We start from the raw sequence: 15,244 nt of genomic DNA on the forward strand, positions 1-15,244 counted from the left end.
CCTGTTTTGTTTACATGCTACTATCATTAAAATAATTGTAATTTTTTCTATAGGAGGAAACATGGTGGAACATTCAAGAAAAGTAATTGTATACATCGCACAAAGTGTGGACGGGTTTATAGCAAAAAAAGACGATAATATCGACTGGCTTTCCATGGTAGATACCCCTGGAGAAGATTATGGGTATTTGGCTTTTGTAGAAAGTGTGGACACAGTTATAATGGGTAGAAGAACGTATGAGAAAGTATTGTCTTTTGGCGTGGAATTTCCCCACAAGGAAAGAAAAACCTATGTTCTCTCCAATTCTAAAGAAGGATCAGATAATAATGTTGAATACTACACAGGCGATGTAAAAGAATTAATTGATAACATTCGCTCAACTGGTGGAGGACATATATTTGTTGATGGCGGAGCGGAAGTAATAAAAGAGTTCGTCAGGCAAGACCTAATTGACGAGTATGTCCTATCAACAATACCAATCCTTATTGGGAATGGCATTAGATTATTTAAAGAAACCGAACAAGAAAATAAGCTAGAGCTTTTGGAGAGTAAGTCATTCTCTTCAGGACTGGTTCAGAATCGATATTTAGTAATAAGAGACGAAATTAAGCAGGTGTAACTCTTTTGGAGTGCAACTGCTTTTTGTATTTTGATTGGGAAAAAAGGAGATTCTACCGTTTACTTGCCCGCTTCGACCGTTAAACTGCCTACTTCTACATTTCCCGGATAACCTTCTACATTTCCCAGCCAAACTTCTACCTTCAAATTCAAAACTTCTACAATTTTGCGTGGACTCAACCTTATTTGTGAGAGATAATAAGCTATATGGTAGTTATTGGAGGTAAAGGGAAATTATGAAACTAACCATCATCAAAGCTCTTTCATTTCTCTGTACGGTATTAATCTTGTATCTGTTATTGTGGCCTGTCTCGATTGACCCTGTTGTATGGGATTCTCCGAAATCGAAGGGATACATCGGTGCTTACGAAAAAAATAATAGATTAAATGAAATGGAATTTCTTTCAATTGGAAAATATGAAGAGCCTGAGCATATCGTCTATCGGGAAGGATGGTTGTACGCTGCCACAAAAACAGGTGCAATCATTCGTGTACGAGAGGATGGTACAGAATTACAGGAAATTGCCAATATGAAAGTCAGACCTTTAGGCTTTGACTTTGATAACGAAGGGTCAATTGTGGTTGCTGACCCCCTTTATGGTAATCATGGCGGATTACTTAAAATAAGCAACTATGAAGAAGGTGATCCAGAAATCGAACTTTTAACAGACACCGCTGAAGAAACCGAAGCTCCATTTAGGTTTGTTGATGCGGTAGTAGTTTCTAATAGTGGAATCATTTATTTTACTGATGCTTCTCAAAGAACAAAAGCGAAAGAGATCGGTGATGTTGGACGGGCTGGAGAGATAGATATTCTCGAAAATAGCAGTACAGGAAGAGTATTGGAGTATGATCCGACTACGAAAAAAACTAGAGTTCTGGTGAAAGATATTAGTTTTGCAAACGGATTAGCATTAAGTATGGACGAAAAACATCTCTTAATAAATGAAACGGGAAGATACCGCGTCTGGAAATTAAATCTAGAATCAGATCAAACAATAAGTACAAAGAATAAAAGTGAATATTTAGAAGTTCTAATAGATAACCTACCTGGACTACCTGATAATATGATGCGTGGAAATGACGGTAGAATCTGGATTGGCTTAATTATGCCTAGAAATGACTTTTTGGAATTTAGTTCTGATAAGCCCATATTAAGGAAAATGGCAATGCGTCTTCCAGCTAAGATGTTACCTAAAGGGTCTGGGTACTCGCATGTTATTGCAATTAATGAATCAGGCGAAGTAGTAGAGGATATGCAAAGTGATTCTCTTCCATTTACTTCTATTACAGGAGTAACCGAAACAGAAGACAACCTATATTTTCATCATCTTAACGAAATGAATTCGATCGGGGTACTGTATAAAGAAGATGTTGGCTTGTAGAAGAAAGGGTGAAAAGATGATTTTCTTTTCCGCAAAAAATGGCTGTTATAAGAGCTGAAAGAATCCCTTAATCGTTCGACCGTTCATGTTAGGCCTTCACCTATCACCCCATTATTCCATAAGATATCAAAAACTAATGGGGTGACCATATATATGTTCGGAAGAATTATTAAACCGCGTTTGTTTCCTGCATCGGTAAGAACGGTTGAAGGAACAAAGTGGGGATATATAGATGAGAAGGGGAAGTTTGTGTTAAAGCCTAGCTTTGAAGATGCGGGGGAGTTTCAGCAAAACGGGCTAGCGATTGTTCGTAAAGGTGGGGCAGGGGTTATTACACAAACCGGTAAATTTGTGGTTCGCCCCAAGTACAGCTCCATTTTTCCATTTACAGAGGGCCGCGCCATAGCTATGTTGAATGAGGGTGGTTCAGTAGTCTTAAATGAAAAAGGTAAAGTATTGACGCAAAAAACATATTCGTTTATTAGTCCCTATCAAGGGGGCCGTGCAGTTTTCCAAGATTCTCAAGATGGGGGAACCACACTTTATGGATACTTAGATCTGAACGGTAATGTAGCAATTCCTGCTCAATTCCAGTATGCCTTTGATATGAGTAGCGGCAAAGCACTCGTACAGGTGAAAGATAGCTTATATGCTTTATTAAATTCTACTGGCACCCAACTACAAACGTATCCGTACGAACAGATGAATGGATTAAGTGAAGGGCTACTCTCCTTCAAGAAAACCTATCAGGATAAAGCGGGGTATGTAGATGAGTCAGGGAATGTCGTCATAAAACCGCAATTTGGTATGGCATTACCTTTTCAGGGGGGGAGGGCAGTTGTCAATGCTTCCAATGATTATAAAAATAAATTCGGTTTAATTGATAAGAGCGGAAACTATATCATTCCTCCAAGATATAACGATGTGAACCAACTTGGTGGGAACAGGGCAGCTATCGGAAGAGCCATTAACCCTGAAGAACCATTTGTTGGCTCGACATATGCCATAGCGGATACGGTGAGCGGACAGATAATGACTGAGTTTCAATATGATACAGTGAACAACTACAAAGGGGAATATAGCTCTGTGACGCAAGGGCTTAAAAGTTTCTTTATCAACAAAAGCGGCAGACAGGCAAAAGACCTTCCTGTTATAGATGGCATTGGAACGCTTTCTATCGAAGGGCAGTTGGTGAGGGCATTTGTGGATCAGAGGTTGTCCTATTATGATAAAGCTGGCAATCTAGTGTATGCTCAAAATTCAGTCATTCCTGTAAATAGGAATGTCTCAATCCGCGAAGAAAAATACCGGCCAAACAAAGATTATCTCGTGTATTATCCACAGTTACAGGGAATGAAAAATAAAGAAGCAGAGAAAAAAGTCAACGAAGTATTACGTACACAATCTCAAATTATTCCTATTCCCCCGGATAAACAGCTGGATTATAATTACACAGGTGATTTTTCTGTGCAATTTTATAAAAAGAACTTACTAATACTAGAGCTTAATGGCTACAACTATCCTTTTGGAGCAGCACATGGCATGCCAACACAAATCATGGTGCCAATAGATATCAGCACAGGTAAAATATACGTGTTGAAAGACTTGTTCAAACCCAACAGTGATTACGTGAAAGTATTAAGTGATTTGGTTGAAGAACAAATACAGGAAAATCCTGATAACTACTTCCCAGATTCATTTAAAGGGATTCAACCTGATCAGCCATTCTATTTATCTAGTGATGCGTTGTTCCTCTATTTTACGCCATATGAGATAGCCCCATATGCAGCTGGGTTCCCTACATTTGAAATCCCTTTCAAACAGATAAATAACATCATTGACAAAAAAGGCGCGTTTTGGCGGTCGTTTCATTAATTGTATAGATATAAAGAAAAAGGTAGCTTCTTCATCAGAAGTCTACCTTTTTTCTATGTAGGAATGGTGATGATAAAGGTGGTGCCTTTTCCTTTTTTACTTTTTACATTTATGGTCCCTTTGACTTTATTGATTGTACTGTACACCATCAACATTCCAAGGCCGGTTCCTTCTTCTTTCGTTGAGAAATACGGCTTACCTAACCGGTTTATTTCATCGGAAGTCATGCCAATTCCTGAATCATTTATTGTAATAATGATGTCGTTCTTTACCTCCGTAATTGCAATAGAAAGTATACCTCCATTAGGTTTCATCGCCTCTATACTGTTTTTGAAAAGGTTAATGAAACATTGTTGCAATTGGTTGCGGTCATAGGACGTTTTCAATGTGTTGTAAAAGGAATATTGAACTTCGACCTGATGCATGGCTGCATATGGGATGATAAGATTTTTTGTATATTCAGCCTCTTCTTCTAGATTAGAGTAGACCATATTTTCAGATTGTGGTTTTGCAAATGATAGGTAGTCACTCACAATTTTTTCTGCTCGTTTTAATTCTTGCAAGGAGAGATCTAAATATCTCTTTTCTTCCACACCAATTGTCTTTGATTTACCCAGTAATTGAAGGAAACCGCTCGTAACCGTTAATGGATTCCTAATCTCATGCGAAACACTTGCAGACAGTTCACTTACCACATTTAGTCGTTCGGCACTGATGTAGCGCTCACGATTTCGAATATTAAGTATGATCTTTTCTATTAGTATGATAATAACTCCCATTAACGCTGCATGCGTTGTGACGGCATATATACTTAGCATGATAAATTCGCTAGTTAATTTTTCGAAATACAGACTTAGTAGAATAAGGTAGATTCCCATAAACACCGTTATTATACCAGCTGAAAATATCAATCTATTCTTTGGTTTAAATGTCAAAAACATATTTTTTAGAAATGGAACGAATAAAAATACAATTGTAGAAGTAAGGAAAGAATTGAGAGTTCCTTCCCCTCCGATATAAAAACGGAATAAATTTAAGACTATGTAAAGCGGAAAAGCATACTTATGACCAGAATATAGCGCAATAATGAAAAAAGGGATATAGCGTAAATCGAAAATGAACCCTAATTGTAAATGAATAGGGTGAGACATACATAGCACCATGGAAATAGTGGCAAATAAACTGTACATCCACCTATTAAATGTATGATGTTTGTCTTCAAAAAATACTAGATAGATGATAATAGGTAATATCAAAAAAAGAAAATTCAATAATAATGTTTCAATCAAGAGGTTAAACGTCCCTTCTGTTGCAACTTCCATTCCCATTAATAATAGCAGAAACATTAAAATTTTGAAGCTAATAATAGTAACTATGTGTAAATATTTCTAACAAACAGGAACAGGCACCAAATTTTAGTGCCTGCTTGACAGAAGTGAGAATAAAAGAGAAATGAAAATGTATTTTATCGAGCTACTTGTGAAGCTTTCAAACCAAGACCTTCAGCAACTAACATGCCGTATTCTGGATCCGCTTTGTAAAAATGGTTGATTTGACGAAGTTTAATTTCGTCGCTTTCCACAGGTGCCATCGCAGCTACAATGTTTTTAATTAAGCGGGTACGTTCTTCCACACTTAGCAAACGATATAAATCACCTGCTTGAGTATAATGATCATCTTGCTTATAGGCAACGCTATCTGCTATACCTGATACAGGGTAAGCTGCTTGCTTGTTTTCAGGTGTGTCTTTTGGCCCGTTATAGCTATTGGGTTCATAGTAGACGGAACTCCCACCATTGTTGTCAAACCTCATCTGGCCATCGCGTTGATAGGTGTGAACTTCATTTCTTGCTCGGTTAATGGGTAGCGCCTGATGATTGGCTCCAACACGGTAGCGATGCGCGTCATTGTAGGCAAAAAGGCGACCTTGCAACATTTTGTCTGGAGATACGTCAATTCCAGGTACAAGTGTTCCTGGTGAGAAAGTCGCCTGCTCCACCTCGGCAAAGTAATTCTCTGGATTTCGATCCAATACCATCCTTCCAACTTCCATCAACGGATAATCTTTTTGTGACCAAACTTTTGTCACATCAAATGGATCAAAGCGATAAGTATCCGCATCCTTTAAAGGCATAATCTGTACGTAAACCCTCCATGCAGGGTAATCACCTTTTTCGATGGCATTGAATAAATCCTCTGTATGATAATCAGGGTTTTCACCTGCAATCTTTGTACCAACCTCATCAGTTAAGTTTTTAATACCTTGTTCTGTTTTAAAATGATATTTAATCCAAACACCTTCGCCTTCTTCGTTCACCCATTTGAAGGTGTGGCTACCGAAGCCATGCATATGTCGGTATGTAGCCGGGATTCCACGATCAGACATCAAGATGGTCACTTGATGAAGGGATTCTGGCGATAAGGACCAGAAATCCCAAACGGCATTAGGGTTTTTTCGATGCGTTTGAGGGTGACGCTTTTGAGTATGAATAAAGTCTGGAAACTTGATGGCATCTCTTATGAAAAACACTGGTGTGTTGTTTCCGACAAGATCATAGTTCCCGTCTTCGGTATAGAATTTCACTGCAAATCCACGTGGATCGCGAACGGAATCTGCAGAGCCGTTTTCACCTGCTACCGTGGAAAAACGTACAAAAAGCGGCGTTCGTTTTCCTACTTTGGAAAGGAATTTTGCCTTCGTGTATTTTGTAACATCCTTCGTTACTTCGAAGTACCCGTGTGCACCAGCACCTTTTGCGTGCACTACACGTTCAGGAACACGTTCCCGGTTGAAATGGGCGAGTTTTTCTAAAAGGTGTACATCTTGTATGAGGCTAGGTCCCCTTGAACCCGCAGTCATGGAATTCTGGTTATCTCCCACAGGAGCTCCCCAGCTAGTTGTAAGTTTATTATTAGTTGTCAAAATCCTTCACCTCAAATTGAAAAAAATATATTACACGCATAATGATAACAGTTATTAGACGAAAATCAATACTTTTTTATAATTATTATAAAGTAATAATATATATCTTTAAGTAATCTGTATATTTTACGTGACTGTTTATGGTTGATTGTGAATTTGCTATACTACTAGAAAACGTGATGATAGGAGTTGACTTGCGGTGAAGAAAAAGAATAAAAGTAATCCAAGACCTTTAAAGAATAATAGAGAAGAGAAGATATCATTGAAGGACCAATTAGAAAGCGATGTTTTCTCGAAATTAAAATCCATGAAGGACCAGCTTGTTCAAACAGAACAAAAACAAAAAGCAGAAGAAGCTGAAAGAAAAAAGGAAGAAAAGCGATTAAGGGAGAAGAACAAATCGTTTGAAGAACTGTTTGAAGAAAGTAGTCAAAATTGGAAGGAATTCAAGTGAGTTTGGCTGGGTGGGTTAATTGAAAAGGGAGAATGGTCTGTCTAGATAACCATTCTCTTTTTTGTTAGGAAAGAAAAAAAGCCATGACGAAGTAGACAGCTAAACATAACAGAGATCCTAGTAAAAATGGCCCGATGTGTAGTGTTGGCTTCTGTTGTTGTGGGGTGTAACGACCAGCCATGGAATCAAAAACAGCTGCTTCTGAATTTTTAGTGAAAATGTCTCCTGAGGAACTAGAGAAGAAGGCAAGGAAGACAAATGCAAGAGAGCCGAAAAACATGGTGCTTAAGAGGTTAAAGGCAAAATAGGTGGAGATTCCCAGTAAGATGCCAATTTCTACTGCAAGCACAATTATTAAAGTGATAAGGTATTTGACCATTATGTTTCCTCCTTTATACATAGTTATATTAATCTACGTATAAAAAATGGAATAAGTTTCAAAATTTTGATATAAATATCCGCCAAACACCGCTGTTGATTTCCACAAATGGCCTCGCTTACCGCGCGGAGACCTTGAGCCTCCTGATAACGCTTTAGGGGTCTCATCATCGCCGCTACTTTCCCGCAGGAGTCTTCGCTTTTTGCTTCAATCAACAGCTATGAGCCTTCAAAAACTTACCGTTTTTCTAAAACACAAAAAACAGCTTCCCTAAAAAGGAAGCTGTTTGATATTAATTACGATGTGAGTCGTAATTAGATCGTTTAACGAGTTCTTTGATGATTGTGTACTCTTGTTCTGAGAGTGTTTGTTTATTCATGGCATTGACGTTAGCTTCCAATTGTTCAATAGAGCTTGCACCAGGGATAACAGCTGCTACGGCAGGGTGTGCCAAACAATAGTGGAAGGCAGTTGCCTGAAGAGGATTATCACCAGTAATGTTCAATAGCTTTGGTAAGAGATTCTCCAATTCCTCGTGACTATAATCAAGAAAATCTTTACCTTTAAATTTGTTCCGTAGCTTATCAAGACCGTTGTCCGACAAGAGTCCTTTCGCTAATGGGCCTCGAGCTATTACACTAATCTTTTTTTCGTGAAGATAATCCAACCATTCTTCTGGACGTGTATCAAGCAGACTGTACTGCATCATTACCGAAACTATCGAGGAGTTTTCCACAAATCGTTTAATAACGTTCGGTCTAATGGAAGATATCCCGTATTCGCGGATGTACCCTTCTTTTTTTAACTCCTCAAATGCCTCGATTGTTTCTTCGGTTGGGTCGTCTATTGTTCCACCATGAAGCTGGTATAAATCGATGTAATCTGTTTGTAGGCGGCGCAGGCTATCTTTGACTGCTGATTGAATAAGCTGTTTTGAAGGGTCCCATTCCCAGCCTTCTTTTCCTTGCGTCCATTTGTTCCCAGCTTTTGTGGCAAGAACCACTTTGTCACGTTGCCCCTTTATAGCTTTTCCAACGAGTTCCTCATTTTGTCCAAAATCGTACAAATCAGCAGTATCTAAATAATTGATTCCTAAGTCAAGTGCTCTTTTTACGATATCTACCGCTTTAGTTTCTTCCGTACCAAGGGACATACAACCAAGTCCCAATTGGCTTACAAGTAGTTCTGAATTGCCAAGTCGATTTTTAGGTAACAAAAAAACGCCTCCTTTTCTTTATTTTACCGAAAAGGAGGGTTTTGCTACAAATCATTCATCTTTTAAGGCGTTGATCCATGTTTTGACATACACGTGATGAAGGGAATATTCCCTAAGCTTGTTGCGGATTTCCCATGCCTTACCTACTAATACGATATTGTTTGGACGGACATAGACCTTCAATTTGCTCCCTCCTAACCCTTGTATGGTAGAATGTATGAAGAAATGGATGACTACAGAACAAGGAGCGGTCAGATGAATCATTTAAAAGAAAAAACATTACATAGTGAAAAATTATTCTCAGGAAGAATTATCGATTTATATTTGGAGGATGTGGAACTTCCAAACGGTAAAACAAGTAAAAGAGAAATTATTAAACACCCAGGAGCAGTGGCGGTTATTGCTGTAACGGAAGAGAACAAAATCATTATGGTCCGCCAATACAGAAAAGCGATGGAACGTGTAATGGTGGAGATCCCTGCAGGTAAGCTAGAAAAAGGGGAAGAGCCGATTGTTACCGCAAAAAGGGAACTTCAGGAGGAAACTGGCTATACATGTGATGAATTGGAGCCGTTGATTTCTTTTTATACTTCACCTGGTTTTGCAGATGAATTGGTGCACTTATTCATTGCAAAAGGGTTGCGCAAAGACACGGTAGAACATCATCTAGATGAAGATGAGTTTGTAGATCTATTGGAAGTATCAATAGATGAAGCACGTGAACTTATCGAAAAGAAGGAAATTTTTGATGCGAAGACTGCTTATGCGGTGCAGTATTTGCAATTGCAAACATTGCTTCGAAAGTAGGGGACTTCCATGCAAGATTATTTTGTCGATTTACATATACATTTGGGCCGGACAGCAAGTGGTAAGCCAGTAAAAATTACAGCCTCCAATCAATTGACATTGGAGGCTGTTTTGGAAGAGGCTCGTTTTAAAAAAGGCTTAGACGTGGTCGGAGTTATCGATTGCCAGGTACCTGAAGTACTTATCAGTCTTCGTAATAGTATTGCAACTGGTGAGTTGGAGGAGCTCGTTGATGGCGGTGTACGGATGGGTGATATTACGTTGATTCTTGGTGCGGAAATCGAAATTTATGATGAGAACTGTCAGGGGTTAATACATGCACTCTGTTATATAAAGACAGTAGAGAAAATGGTGGAGTTCTCAAACTGGCTAAGCAAGCGAATGAAAAATGTCACATTGTCCACACAGCGAGTTTATGCAAATGCGGTTGATATTCAGCATGAAGTTCATCGATTAGATGGCCTTTTTATTCCGGCTCATGTTTTTACACCTTTTAAGAGTTTGTATGGCAAAGGAGTAAAAAAGAGTTTGTCTGAAGTATTCGATCCAGAGCTGATTGATGCAATCGAGCTAGGGTTAAGTGCGGACACGTCGATGGCGGGCCGATTAAGTGAGTTGGCCGGGTATGCGTTTCTTTCAAATTCTGATGCTCATTCTGTGGGGAAAATTGCTCGCGAGTATCAGAAGGTGCGCATGATGGAACCAAGTTTTGAGGAGTTGCGGCTTGCTCTGAAGGAAGTAGATGGGCGAAAAGTGGTGGCAAATTACGGTTTGAGTCCGCAGCTAGGAAAGTACTATACAACAGTTTGCGAAAAGTGCTTTACTCCTTTATTACAGGGGAAAGACATATGTACCAATTGTGACTACACCAAATTTGTTAAAGGTGTTTCAGATCGGATTGAAGAGCTGGCTGATAATGAAGACCCCTTGAGGCACCGCCCGCCATATATTCATCAGGTTCCTTTAGATTTCATACCAGGTATAGGCCCTAAAACTTTATCAAAGTTACGCGGAGTTTTTGGAACCGAGATGGGAATCCTGCATGAAGCAAATTACGACGAATTAGTGGAAGTTCTAGGAGAAAAAGTAGCTTCTCTGATAGTGGCTGCTCGAAGCGGAAAGTTGGCGTTTAAAGCTGGCGGTGGGGGCAGGTTTGGTAAGGTAAGTGATGAATAACGTGATTGGTTTCTACTTGGTTGTGGGGAGGGAGGACCCGAATGACTCCCTCATGAAGGGAAACACGAGGAACATTGTCCTCATAGAGTGTGAATGCCTCCCTCAAGAAGGGAAATGCATGGAACATTGTCCTCATAGAGTGTTAATGACTCCCTCATGAAAGGAAACACGAGGAACATTGTCCTCATAGAGTGTCAATGCCTCCCTCAAGAAGGGAAATGCATGGAACATTGTCCTCATAGAGTGTTAATGACTCCCTCATGAAAGGAAACACGAGGAACATTGTCTCCATAGAGCGCCAATGACTCCCTCAAGAGGGTAAATGCGTGAAACATCGTCCTCATAGAGGTCCAATGACTCCCTCAACAGGTAAAACACATGAAACATTGTCCTCATACACCGTAGATTCCACTTGTTCCCCTTGTTCCCCTCGCATAGACGCAATCCCCCTTTTTAAAATTCTAATTTTAAAAAAGTCATACTTCCATGCCTCTATCATACAATCTAGTAAGAGAGTGATAGGAGGAAGAGGGATGAAAAAACAGTCGCGGTTTACTATTTTACTAGGGCATATAAAAGAACACTCCTCTCTATATTTGTTTATAGTGGTACTTTTTTTTATGGGAGTAATCTTTGGGGCCATCGTGGTCAATAGCATGAACTTTTCACAAAAACAAGATCTGTTTGTCTATTTGAGCCGCTTCTTTGGTCAGGTGGAAGAAGGGCAGTTTGCAAGCTCGAAAGATATATTTTTCCAGAGTTATTTTCATAATATTAAATATGTTCTTCTCATGTGGGTACTCGGGATATCCATCATTGGACTTCCGGTTATTTTAATACTGCTGTTCTTAAAAGGAGTGGTAGTTGGATTTACTGTGGGGTTCTTAGTGAATCAACTTAGCTGGAAAGGGTTCCTGTTTTCCTTTGTGGCCATTCTTCCACAGAACATGATTGCCATTCCGGCGTACATTATTATCGGGACTTTATCAGTGGCCTTTTCCTTAAAAATGATCAGGCAGCAATTTTTAAAAAGAATACAAGAACCGTTTTTTCAACAGTTTATGAGGTACACGATGGCGATGGGGCTTATTTGCTTACTGCTTGTCGGTGCATCATTAATTGAAGCGCTGGCATCACCAGTATTCATGAAGTCAGTCATTTCTATATTGGAATAATAACTAGATGATAATTATTATCTTCTCTTATTTATAATCATTATTTTTTTTCTTTGACAGTTCCCTACGCTTTCGATAAAATAAAGTGGTATAGCGAGGGAGGGAACAAAATGGAAACTAGGATAGATCGCATAAAAAAGCTACTGCATTCCGCAAGCTATAAGCTAACTCCTCAGCGAGAGTCAACAGTCCGGGTCTTGCTGGAACATGAAGAGGACCATTTGAGCGCGGAAGATGTATACCTCCTCGTGAAAGAAAAGTCACCTGAAATTGGACTGGCTACTGTATACCGAACTTTGGAACTACTGACGGAATTGAAAATTGTCGATAAAATAAATTTTGGCGATGGAGTATCTCGGTATGATTTACGCCAAGAGGGCGCTAAGCATTTCCATCATCACTTAGTTTGTATAGAGTGTGGAGCCGTTGATGAAATTCAAGATGATCTCTTAGAAGATGTAGAGGCGATTGTAGAACGTGATTGGAACTTCAAAATTAAGGATCATCGTTTAACCTTTCATGGAGTTTGCCATCGATGCCAAGATTCGGAAGATCAAACTGAAGAAGAAAGTACATAAGCCTTTTCCGACGAACACGGAAAAGGTTTTTATTTTGTTTTAAAGGTATAATTGTGCTTGAATTTGTCATACCTTCTAATAAGACAAGTTTATTTGCTTAACTTGCATATTTGGAGGTAGTCTTTCATGAAGAAAATTATAGATTCATGCTATAATACATTTAAAGTATTTATATTATTCACCGGTTGTACGGTCTTATTTTACTATGGAATTATGTGGATTAATCAAGAGTATCAAAATTATCACCGCTATGACGAGCCTGAAGGGGCAGCGGTGAAAGTGACAAAAATGGTAGAAGAGAGGGATGAGGGCTGGGTGCAGCGCTTGGTTTTCTTTTATCATTACGGGGAGTAGAGGGTATTGCAGGATCAATTAAAAGATTTTATTCATTTTTTAGTAGTGGAAAAAGGCCTGGCATCAAACACTGTCGTTTCCTATGAGCGAGACTTGAAATCTTACATTTTGTATTTGAATAAGGTAGAGGAGATGTCATCGTTAGATGCGGTGACTCGGTCTACCATCATACAATTTTTAAAGTTTCTTACGGAAAATGGGAAATCATCCAAAACCATTGCCAGACATATTGCCTCCATACGCTCATTTCATCAATTTTTGCTTAGGGAAAAGGTCACAACTCAAGATCCTACCGTACATATTGACCGTCCTAAACAAGAACAAAAGCTTCCACAAGTGATGTCTTTAGAAGAGGTGCAAGCATTACTTGATTCGCCTGATACAGCCAAAGTATTCGGAATTCGCGATAAAGCCATGCTGGAACTATTGTATGCAACTGGTATGCGTGTCTCTGAGCTAATATCCCTAAATCTTAGTGATGTGCATTTAACAATGGGGTTCGTCCGATGTATTGGAAAGGGAAACAAGGAAAGAATCATTCCACTTGGATCAATGGCTCAAAATGCCATCACCAATTATATAGAAGAAAGTCGAAGCCAGCTGTTAAAGAAAAAGACCACTGATGCATTGTTTGTGAATCTTTATGGTAACCGTCTTACTAGACAGGGCTTCTGGAAAATATTAAAGAAGTTGACAAAGGAAGCAGGTATTGAAAAAGAGTTGACTCCTCATACATTGCGACATTCCTTTGCTACACATCTTTTGGAAAATGGGGCAGATCTTCGTGCCGTTCAAGAGATGCTAGGTCATGCGGATATTTCTACTACTCAAATATACACACATGTCACGAAGACCCGCATGAAGGATGTTTACTCGATGTTCCATCCAAGAGCTTAACAATAGATTCTTTTGCGGGAACAGTGGAAAGGGCTGTTCAAACTATCTGAACAGTCTTTTTTTATCATTTTAATTGCAACATTGAAAGCGCTTGTTTATACTGGAATAAGAGGTCAGACTTCTGACAAGTAGAAGTGTAGTCTTGTATGACTATCCTAGATAAAAAAGGGGAAAATACAAGAGGTAAAATCAGATCGAAAGTTTGTAGGAGGTTAAAAAATGAGTTCTTATACATATAAAAGAGTGTTTCTAGTAGTGATGGATTCTGTTGGAATCGGCGAAGCACCGGATGCTGAAAAGTTTGGTGATAAAGGCGCTGATACATTAGGGCATATTGCAGAACGCATGAACGGGCTGAACATGCCAAATATGGCCAAACTTGGTCTAAGTAATATTGAAGAAGTGGAAGGTGTCCCTAAGGCAGAAAAGCCTTTAGCTTATTTTACGAAAATGGAAGAAGCATCAAGTGGAAAAGATACAATGACAGGTCACTGGGAGATTATGGGTTTGCGTATTGATACACCATTCCGTGTCTTCCCTGATGGATTCCCAGATGAGCTAATTGGAGAGCTAGAAGAACGTACTGGCCGTAAAATCATCGGGAATATTCCTGCTAGTGGAACGGAAATTCTTGATCAACTTGGTCAGCAACACGTAGATTCAGGAGCATTGATTGTATATACTTCTGCTGATTCCGTTCTTCAAATTGCAGCGCATGAAGATGTTGTTCCTATTGAAGAGCTATATGACATTTGTAAAATTGCACGTGAATTAACGTTAGATGAAAAATACATGGTCGGTCGTATTATTGCACGCCCATTTATTGGAGAAGCAGGTAACTGGAAACGTACATCCAACCGTCATGACTACGCATTAAAACCATTTGAACGTACTGTTATGAATGAATTGAAAGATAGTGGATTTGATGTTATTTCCATCGGTAAGATTTCTGACATTTATGATGGTGAAGGGGTAACGGAATCACTACGCACCATCTCTAACATGGATGGAATGGACAAATTGGTTGAAACGACAACCATGGACTTTACTGGTATCAGTTTCTTGAACTTGGTTGATTTTGATGCAGTGTACGGTCACAGAAGAGATCCAGAAGGGTATGGGAAAGCTTTGGAAGAGTATGATGCACGCCTTCCTGAAGTCTTTGCCAATTTAAAAGAGGATGATCTTTTGATTATTACCGCTGACCACGGCAATGACCCAACAGCGCCTGGAACAGATCACACGAGAGAATATGTGCCATTATTAGCGTACTCCCCTAAACATAAAGAAGGTAAACAGTTAGACATCCGTAAAACTTTTGCTGATATCGGCGCTACAATTGCGGACAACTTTAATACAAGAATGCCTAAGCACGGAAAAAGCTTTTTACAAGATTTAAACTAGGAG

General features: G+C 39.2%; 16 protein-coding genes. 11 read left to right on the forward strand and 5 right to left on the reverse strand.

What is annotated here, in order from left to right:
* The first annotated feature begins 61 nt into the window (after positions 1 to 61).
* The 3 genes from FZC76_RS11250 (at position 62) to FZC76_RS11260 (ending at position 3,878) form a co-directional block, all read left to right on the forward strand.
* Positions 62 to 619, forward strand: coding sequence for a dihydrofolate reductase family protein (locus FZC76_RS11250; protein ID WP_148988278.1), 558 nt, complete (start codon positions 62 to 64; stop codon positions 617 to 619).
* Between the two features lie 235 nt (positions 620 to 854).
* The gene (locus tag FZC76_RS11255; RefSeq protein WP_148988279.1) at positions 855 to 2,003 is read left to right on the forward strand and encodes an SMP-30/gluconolactonase/LRE family protein; all 1,149 of its coding nucleotides are present in this window, start codon (positions 855 to 857) and stop codon (positions 2,001 to 2,003) included.
* 153 nt (positions 2,004 to 2,156) lie between these two features.
* A complete protein-coding gene (locus tag FZC76_RS11260) occupies positions 2,157 to 3,878 on the forward strand; it encodes a WG repeat-containing protein (protein WP_148988280.1) in 1,722 nt (573 codons plus the stop codon).
* Between the two features lie 53 nt (positions 3,879 to 3,931).
* Here the strand turns inward: FZC76_RS11260 and FZC76_RS11265 are convergent, their stop codons facing one another.
* The gene (locus FZC76_RS11265; protein WP_262372551.1) at positions 3,932 to 5,224 is read right to left on the reverse strand and encodes an ATP-binding protein; all 1,293 of its coding nucleotides are present in this window, start codon (positions 5,222 to 5,224) and stop codon (positions 3,932 to 3,934) included.
* Between the two features lie 119 nt (positions 5,225 to 5,343).
* A complete protein-coding gene (gene katA / locus FZC76_RS11270) occupies positions 5,344 to 6,801 on the reverse strand; it encodes a catalase KatA (protein WP_187442042.1) in 1,458 nt (485 codons plus the stop codon).
* Between the two features lie 199 nt (positions 6,802 to 7,000).
* Between katA and FZC76_RS11275 the strand changes: the two genes are divergently transcribed.
* Positions 7,001 to 7,255 carry a YqkE family protein gene (locus FZC76_RS11275; RefSeq protein ID WP_148988282.1) on the forward strand — a complete coding sequence of 85 codons (255 nt, stop codon included), beginning with the start codon at positions 7,001 to 7,003 and terminating at the stop codon, positions 7,253 to 7,255.
* 64 nt (positions 7,256 to 7,319) lie between these two features.
* Here the strand turns inward: FZC76_RS11275 and FZC76_RS11280 are convergent, their stop codons facing one another.
* The 3 genes from FZC76_RS11280 to mciZ form a co-directional block, all read right to left on the reverse strand.
* A complete protein-coding gene (locus FZC76_RS11280) occupies positions 7,320 to 7,634 on the reverse strand; it encodes a hypothetical protein (RefSeq protein WP_148988283.1) in 315 nt (104 codons plus the stop codon).
* Between the two features lie 292 nt (positions 7,635 to 7,926).
* Positions 7,927 to 8,787: an aldo/keto reductase gene (locus FZC76_RS11290; RefSeq protein WP_148988478.1), complete on the reverse strand. Its 861-nt coding sequence runs from the start codon at positions 8,785 to 8,787 to the stop codon at positions 7,927 to 7,929.
* A 114-nt stretch (positions 8,788 to 8,901) separates the two neighbouring features.
* A complete protein-coding gene (gene mciZ, locus FZC76_RS11295) occupies positions 8,902 to 9,033 on the reverse strand; it encodes a Z-ring formation inhibitor MciZ (RefSeq protein WP_010194366.1) in 132 nt (43 codons plus the stop codon).
* A 72-nt stretch (positions 9,034 to 9,105) separates the two neighbouring features.
* Here mciZ and FZC76_RS11300 point away from each other — a divergent pair, with 72 nt between their 5' ends.
* From FZC76_RS11300 to deoB, 7 genes are all read left to right on the forward strand, one after another.
* Positions 9,106 to 9,657: an NUDIX hydrolase gene (locus FZC76_RS11300; protein WP_148988285.1), complete on the forward strand. Its 552-nt coding sequence runs from the start codon at positions 9,106 to 9,108 to the stop codon at positions 9,655 to 9,657.
* Between the two features lie 9 nt (positions 9,658 to 9,666).
* Entirely contained in the window at positions 9,667 to 10,833 is a 1,167-nt protein-coding gene (locus tag FZC76_RS11305) for an endonuclease Q family protein (protein ID WP_148988286.1), read from the forward strand.
* A 533-nt stretch (positions 10,834 to 11,366) separates the two neighbouring features.
* The gene (spoIIM, locus tag FZC76_RS11310) at positions 11,367 to 12,008 is read left to right on the forward strand and encodes a stage II sporulation protein M (RefSeq protein ID WP_148988287.1); all 642 of its coding nucleotides are present in this window, start codon (positions 11,367 to 11,369) and stop codon (positions 12,006 to 12,008) included.
* Between the two features lie 110 nt (positions 12,009 to 12,118).
* A complete protein-coding gene (fur, locus tag FZC76_RS11315; RefSeq protein ID WP_148988288.1) occupies positions 12,119 to 12,586 on the forward strand; it encodes a ferric iron uptake transcriptional regulator in 468 nt (155 codons plus the stop codon).
* Between the two features lie 126 nt (positions 12,587 to 12,712).
* Positions 12,713 to 12,940: a YqzK family protein gene (locus FZC76_RS11320; protein WP_148988289.1), complete on the forward strand. Its 228-nt coding sequence runs from the start codon at positions 12,713 to 12,715 to the stop codon at positions 12,938 to 12,940.
* Positions 12,941 to 12,946: 6 nt separating this feature from the next.
* A complete protein-coding gene (gene xerD, locus FZC76_RS11325) occupies positions 12,947 to 13,837 on the forward strand; it encodes a site-specific tyrosine recombinase XerD (RefSeq protein WP_148988290.1) in 891 nt (296 codons plus the stop codon).
* 219 nt (positions 13,838 to 14,056) lie between these two features.
* Positions 14,057 to 15,241 carry a phosphopentomutase gene (gene deoB / locus FZC76_RS11330; RefSeq protein WP_148988291.1) on the forward strand — a complete coding sequence of 395 codons (1,185 nt, stop codon included), beginning with the start codon at positions 14,057 to 14,059 and terminating at the stop codon, positions 15,239 to 15,241.
* Positions 15,242 to 15,244: the final 3 nt, after the last annotated feature.

Origin of the sequence: Sutcliffiella horikoshii (assembly GCF_008180725.1) — a bacterium.
Taxonomy (GTDB): domain Bacteria; phylum Bacillota; class Bacilli; order Bacillales; family Bacillaceae_I; genus Sutcliffiella_A; species Sutcliffiella_A horikoshii_B.

Coding starts and splice junctions, on each gene's coding strand:
- FZC76_RS11250 (WP_148988278.1), top strand. CDS start 62: ATGGTGGAACATTCAAGAAAAGTAATTGTATACATCGCACAAAGTGTG.
- FZC76_RS11255 (WP_148988279.1), top strand. CDS start 855: ATGAAACTAACCATCATCAAAGCTCTTTCATTTCTCTGTACGGTATTA.
- FZC76_RS11260 (WP_148988280.1), top strand. CDS start 2,157: ATGTTCGGAAGAATTATTAAACCGCGTTTGTTTCCTGCATCGGTAAGA.
- FZC76_RS11265 (WP_262372551.1), bottom strand. CDS start 5,224: ATGTTTCTGCTATTATTAATGGGAATGGAAGTTGCAACAGAAGGGACG.
- FZC76_RS11280 (WP_148988283.1), bottom strand. CDS start 7,634: ATGGTCAAATACCTTATCACTTTAATAATTGTGCTTGCAGTAGAAATT.
- FZC76_RS11290 (WP_148988478.1), bottom strand. CDS start 8,787: ATGTCCCTTGGTACGGAAGAAACTAAAGCGGTAGATATCGTAAAAAGA.
- FZC76_RS11300 (WP_148988285.1), top strand. CDS start 9,106: ATGAATCATTTAAAAGAAAAAACATTACATAGTGAAAAATTATTCTCA.
- FZC76_RS11305 (WP_148988286.1), top strand. CDS start 9,667: ATGCAAGATTATTTTGTCGATTTACATATACATTTGGGCCGGACAGCA.
- spoIIM (WP_148988287.1), top strand. CDS start 11,367: ATGAAAAAACAGTCGCGGTTTACTATTTTACTAGGGCATATAAAAGAA.
- fur (WP_148988288.1), top strand. CDS start 12,119: ATGGAAACTAGGATAGATCGCATAAAAAAGCTACTGCATTCCGCAAGC.
- FZC76_RS11320 (WP_148988289.1), top strand. CDS start 12,713: ATGAAGAAAATTATAGATTCATGCTATAATACATTTAAAGTATTTATA.
- deoB (WP_148988291.1), top strand. CDS start 14,057: ATGAGTTCTTATACATATAAAAGAGTGTTTCTAGTAGTGATGGATTCT.